The organism is Kitasatospora sp. NPDC047058, from assembly GCF_040643935.1.
Taxonomy (GTDB): Bacteria; Actinomycetota; Actinomycetes; order Streptomycetales; family Streptomycetaceae; genus Kitasatospora.
Window position 1 is genome coordinate 1 of the sequence record NZ_JBEYVJ010000417.1, and the last position, 5,607, is coordinate 5,607.

Annotated in this window: 5 protein-coding genes; all 5 read right to left on the reverse strand. The window is 76.9% G+C overall.

Translation table 11 applies throughout. From position 1 onward, the window contains the following. Positions 1 to 177: 177 nt before the first annotated feature. On the reverse strand, positions 178 to 1,182 hold the full coding sequence (locus ABZ885_RS34305) for a proline racemase family protein (protein ID WP_360197593.1): 1,005 nt from the start codon (positions 1,180 to 1,182) through the stop codon (positions 178 to 180). 159 nt (positions 1,183 to 1,341) lie between these two features. Then, entirely contained in the window at positions 1,342 to 2,250 is a 909-nt protein-coding gene (locus tag ABZ885_RS34310) for a dihydrodipicolinate synthase family protein (RefSeq protein WP_360197596.1), read from the reverse strand. A 117-nt stretch (positions 2,251 to 2,367) separates the two neighbouring features. Continuing rightward, positions 2,368 to 3,891, reverse strand: a complete 1,524-nt coding sequence (locus ABZ885_RS34315; protein WP_360197598.1) for an NAD(P)/FAD-dependent oxidoreductase — start codon at positions 3,889 to 3,891, stop codon at positions 2,368 to 2,370. Then, on the reverse strand, positions 3,872 to 4,186 hold the full coding sequence (locus ABZ885_RS34320; RefSeq protein ID WP_360197601.1) for a (2Fe-2S)-binding protein: 315 nt from the start codon (positions 4,184 to 4,186) through the stop codon (positions 3,872 to 3,874). The genes ABZ885_RS34315 and ABZ885_RS34320 overlap by 20 nt, the downstream gene beginning before the upstream one ends. Positions 4,187 to 4,310: 124 nt before the next feature. Further along, positions 4,311 to 5,495, reverse strand: coding sequence for an FAD-binding oxidoreductase (locus ABZ885_RS34325; RefSeq protein ID WP_360197604.1), 1,185 nt, complete (start codon positions 5,493 to 5,495; stop codon positions 4,311 to 4,313). Positions 5,496 to 5,607 lie beyond the last annotated feature (112 nt).

A 5,607-nucleotide genomic window follows, 5' to 3' on the forward strand; every position in this document is an offset into this window, starting at 1 on the left:
GCGCCGGCGGCGAGCCACCCGGGCTGCGCGGCCCGGGCGCGGCCGACGGCGGCCCGGACGGCCTCGGCACCGGGCGCGGGCACCTCGGCGACGAGGTCCGCGGGGTCGGCGGGGTTGTACGAACGGATCGTCACAGCAGGCAGCCCTTCGGGGGGTTCAGCGGGGAGGGGGCGGGCTTCAGAGCAGGAAGCCGGCCGGGAACGGGTCGCTCGGGTCGAGGAAGTACTGTGCGGTGCCGGTGACCCATGCCCGCCCGGTGACGGTGGGGACGACGGCGGGCCGCCCGGCCACCTCGGTCTCCTCGACCAGGCGGCCGGTGAAGGTCGTCCCGATGAAGGAGTCGTTGCGGAAGTCCCGCCCGAGCGGCAGCTCGCCCCGCGCGTGCAGCTGGGCCATCCGCGCGGAGGTGCCGGTGCCGCACGGCGAGCGGTCGAACCAGCCGGGGTGGATGGCCATCGCGTGCCGGGAGTGCTCGGCGGTGGAGCCGGGGGCGAGCAGCTGGACGTGGTGGCAGCTGTGGATGGACGGGTCCTCCGGGTGCACCGGCCGGTCGGGGCTCGCGTTGATGGCGTCCATCAGGGCGAGGCCGGCGTCCAGGATCTCCTGCTTGCGCTCGCGCTCGAACGGCAGCCCGAACTCGGCGAGCGGCAGGATCGCGTAGAAGTTGCCGCCGTACGCCAGGTCGTAGCCGACCGTGCCGTACCCGGGCACCTCGATCTTGCGGTCCAGCGCCACCGAGTACGACGGCACGTTGCGGATGGTCACCGCCTTGGCGGCGCCGTTCTCGACCTGCACCTCGGCGACCACCAGCCCGGCCGGGGTGTCCAGCCGCACGGTGGTGACCGGCTCGACCACCGGCACCATGCCGGTCTCGACCAGCACGGTGGCGACGCCGATGGTGCCGTGCCCGCACATCGGCAGCAGCCCGGACACCTCGATGTAGAGCACGCCGAAGTCGGCGTCCGGCCGGGTCGGCGGCTGCAGGATGGCACCGCTCATCGCGGCGTGGCCGCGGGGCTCGTACATCAGCAGGGTGCGGAAGTGGTCCAGGTGCTCCTGGAAGTGGACCCGGCGCTCGGCCATGGTGGCACCGGGGATGACGCCGAATCCGCCGGTGATGACCCGGGTCGGCATGCCCTCGGTGTGCGAGTCGACGGCGTGGAACACGTGGCGGCTGCGCATGGGGTGGTGGCTCCCGTCGGGTGAAGTCCAGTGGAGGTCGGTGAAGTCGGGTGGAGTCGGGTGAGGTCGGGTGGAGTCAGGTGAGGTCGGGTGAGGTCGGGCGGCGTGGTGGTGGGCCGGGCCGGCTGCCCCCGCAGCCGGCCGCACCCGGGGGTGTGCTCAGGCCAGGCCCTCGGCCAGCGCCTTCTCGGTGGCCGCACGGACGGCCGCCTCGATCTCCGGGGTGAGCGGGAAGCGCGGCGCCCGGGTCGGGCCGCCGGGGCGGCCGGCGATGTCCATCGAGAGCTTGATCGCCTGCACGAACTCGGTCTTGGAGTCCCAGCGCAGCAGCGAGTGGAGCGCCTTGTAGAGCGGCAGCGCGGTCTCCAGGTCGTGGGCGACGGCGGCCTTGTAGAGCGCCACCGAGGCCTCCGGCAGCGCGTTCGGGTAACCGGCGATCCAGCCGACCGCACCGGCCAGCGCCAGCTCCAGCAGCACGTCGTCGGCGCCGATCAGCAGGTCCAGCCCGGGGGCCAGCTCGGCGAGCTCGTACGCCCGGCGGACGTCGCCGCTGAACTCCTTGACCGCCACGATGTGGCCCGCGGCGTGCAGTTCGGCGAGCAGCGACGGGACGAGGTCGACCTTGGTGTCGATCGGGTTGTTGTACGCGACGATCGGCAGGCCCGCCTTCGCCACCTCCGCGTAGTGGGCGCGGACGGCGGCGTGGTCGGCGCGGTAGGCGTTCGGCGGCAGCAGCAGCACGGAGCCGGCGCCGGCCTCGGCGGCCTGCTCGGCCCAGCGGCGGGACTCGGCGCTGCCGTAGGCGGCGACGCCGGGCATCACCCGGGAGCCGTCGCCGGCCGCCTCGACGGCGACCTCGACGATCCGGGCGCGCTCCTCGGCGGTCAGGGTCTGGTACTCGCCCAGCGAGCCGTTGGGGACGACGCCGTCGCAGCCCGAGTCGATCAGCCAGCGGACGTGCTCGGCGTAGGCGTCGTAGTCGACGGAGAGGTCCGGACGCAGCGGGATCGTGGTGGCGACCATGATGCCGCGCCAGGGCCGGGTGGTGTCGTGCGGGGTGTGGGACACAGGTGACTCCTTGGTGAGGTGTGACATTTTATTAGATGGCGTGCGGTGGAGACAAGAGTCCCCGCCGTACATTTCGGACGCCCGGACCCGGCCCTTCCCGGGCCCGGACGCCCGGGCTCAGGCCTCCGCCCCGGCCTCCGCGGCGCCCTCGGCGCCCCCGGCGCCCCCGGCCGCATCCGCCGCGCCGGCGTCGGCACCCGCCGCGAGCTGCGCGAGCGGGACCGGGCAGGACAGCGGACGGCTGTCCGCCCGCGCCTCGCCGCCCCCCGCCAGGCAGGCCACCGCCGGACCGCACATCCGGCCCTGGCACCAGCCCATCCCGGCCCGGGTGAGCAGCTTGACGGTCCGCGCGTCGCCGGCGCCGAGCTCGTCCACGGCCTCCCGGATCCGGGCGGCCGGAACCTCCTCGCAGCGGCAGACCTCGGTCTCCGGCCGCAGCCACTCCGGCCAGCCCGGGCCCGGCCGGTGCGCCGCGGCCATCAGCTCGGCGAAGGCCCGCAGCCGGGCCCGGCGGCGCAGCAGCGCGCCGGCCACCGGGGCCCCGGCCACCGCGTGCGCGGCCAGCTCGCCCTCGGCGACCGCCAGGTCCGCGCCGCCGACCCCGCAGGTCTCGCCGGCCGCCCAGAGTCCGGGGACGGTGGTCCGCAGCCGGGCGTCGACCGCGAGCGCGACCGCGCCGTCGGCGGTGGTCCTGGTCCGTGCGCCCAGCTCGGTGGCCAGCTCGATCTGCGGCAGCAGGCCGTGGCCGACGGCGAGCGCGTCGCACGCGATCCGCCGTTCGGTCCCGGGCACCGGCCGCCAGTCGGCGTCCAGCCGGGCCACCGTGACGGCGGTGATCCGGTCGGTGCCGTGCGCCTCCACGACCGCGCTGCGGCGGCGCAGCCGGACGCCGTGGCGCAGCAGCGCGGCGCCGTGGCCGGCCCCCTCGACGAGCTTGGCCGGGACGGCGGCCAGGACGCCCGGGCGCCGGGCGTAGCCGAGGTAGTCGGTGGCCTCGACCACCGCGGGCACCTCGGCCCCGGCGGTGACCAGCGAGGACGCCGCCGCGAGCAGCAGCGGGCCGCTGCCGGCCACCACGATCCGCTTGCCGGGCAGCACCAGGCCGGCCTTGAGCATGGCCTGCGCGCCGCCGGCGGTGACCACTCCGGGCAGGGTCCAGCCGGGGAACGGCAGCTGCCGCTCGTACGCCCCGGTGGCCAGCAGGACGGCCTCGGCCCGGACGGTCGCCCGGTCGGCGCCCTCCGGCCCGAGGGTGGCGTGCAGGGCCCACGTCCCGTCGGACGGCCCGCCGGCCACCCGCTCCAGCGCCCAGACCTGGTGCCCGGCGAGGAGGTCGGCCCGGCCCGCCCGCCGGTGGGCGGCCAGCCGGTCGGCCAGGCCGGTGTAGACGGACCAGCCGTGGTGCAGCCGGTCCGGCCGGGTGGCGCCGAGGCCGGGCGCGGGGTGGCGGTAGTACTGCCCGCCGGTGCGCGGGCCGGCGTCCACCAGGGCGCAGCGCAGCCCGAGGTCGGCGCCGGCCACCGCGGCGGCGAGCCCGGCCGGTCCGGCCCCGACGACCGCGAGGTCGTAGGGCGCGGCCGCGGCCCGCGGAGCGGCGGACGGTTCGGACGGTTCGGACGGTTCAGACGGCGAGGTCGGCACGGCCGTTGCCCTCCTGGGTGGTGACGGTGGTGCCGGGCTCGGCCGGCAGCAGGCAGGTGCGCTGGTTGGGCCGTCCGTCGACGGTGGCCAGGCAGTCGAAGCAGACCCCGATCCCGCAGAACGCCCCGCGCGGCCGGCCGCCGACCCGGGTGGTGCGCCAGGCCAGCACGCCGTCGGCCCAGAGCGCGGCCGCGATCGACTGCCCGGGCAGCGCGGGCACGGCGCGGCCGTCGAACTCGATGGTGTGGGCGGGCTCCGGTTCCGCCCCGACCAGGTCGGCGGGGGTTCGGCGCATGAGGGGGTTCTCCGTTCCGGTGGTGGGCTTGGACGGGGGGCGCGCGCCGCGTCGGACGGGCGTGCGGGCGGACGGGCGGGTCACCGCGGGCGCGGTCCGGTCCGCCGCGGGCGCGCGGCCGGGTTCACGGGGCGCCGTCGGCCCCGGACCGGTCGGCCCCGAACCGGTCGGCGCGGAACGGCGCGAGGTCGAGGGCCGGCGCCTTGCCGGTGAGCTGCTCGGTGATCAGCAGGCCGGTCGCCGGGGCCAGGCCGATGCCCGCGCCCTCGTGCCCGCAGGCGTGGTACAGCCCGGGCACCCGGGGGTCGGCGCCGATCGCGGGCAGGTGGTCCGGCAGGTACGGCCGGAATCCGCGGTAGGCGCGCATCACGCTGACCCGGGCGAGCACCGGGAACAGCGCCGCCGCCTGGGCGGCCAGCCGGTGCAGCACCTCGACGGAGAGTGTCCGGTCGAAGCCGACCCGCTCCCGGCTGGCGCCGATCAGCACCGGTCCGCCCGGGGTGCCCTCGACCACCGCGGAGGTCTGCAGCGCGGCCGATCCGCTGGCCACGTCCGCGACGTAGTCGGCGGCGTAGACCTTGCGCCGGACGATCCGCGGCAGCGGTTCGGTGACCAGGACGAAGCCGCGGCGCGGCAGCACCGGCAGGTGCACCCCGGCGAGCGCGGCCAGCTCGCCGCCCCAGGTGCCGGCCGCGTTGACCACGGCGGCCGCCGCCAGCCGGCGCCGGTCGGTCACCACCCCGCGCACGGCGCCGTCCGGCCCGGTGAGCACCTCGCGGACGGTCTCGCCGGTGTGGAGCACGGCGCCGTCGCGGCGGGCGGCGCGCAGCAGGTGGGCGGCGGCGAGGGCGGGCTGGACCTGCGCGTCCTGCGGGTAGAGGAAGCCGCCGGCCAGCCCGGGGGCCAGGTGCGGTTCGAGCTCGTGCAGCCGGCCGCCGGGGATCTCCTCGGCGGTGACGCCGCACTCCGCCTGCTCGGCGGCGAAGGCGCGCAGGGCGTCCTGCCGGGCGGACGTGGCGGCGACCACCAGGCCGCCCTTGGGCTCGTACTCGACGGCCGTGCCGAGCTCCTCGGCGAGCTCGCGCCAGAGCCGGGTGGAGAGGAGCGCGAGGTCGAGTTCGGGCCCGGGCTCCTTGTCGGAGACCAGCAGGTTGCCCTCGCCGGCGCCGGTGGTGCCGCCGGCGACCGGGCCGCGGTCGACCACGGCGACGGTCAGCCCGGCGCGGGCTGCGTAGTACGCGCAGGCGGCTCCGACGACGCCGGCCCCGACCACGACGACGTCCAGGGGAGGTCTCTGATGCTGGTCCACGCCAGTAATATGTCACATGCCATCAAGCCTGCCAAGAGTGCCCCGAACAGCCCGGTCACCCCGAACAGCGCCACGACGACCGCGCTCACCAGGAAGGCGCCGACCGCCTCCC

Excerpts from the sequence above, each read along its gene's own strand:
- ABZ885_RS34305 (WP_360197593.1), bottom strand. The coding sequence starts at position 1,182 with ATGCGCAGCCGCCACGTGTTCCACGCCGTCGACTCGCACACCGAGGGC.
- ABZ885_RS34320 (WP_360197601.1), bottom strand. The coding sequence starts at position 4,186 with ATGCGCCGAACCCCCGCCGACCTGGTCGGGGCGGAACCGGAGCCCGCC.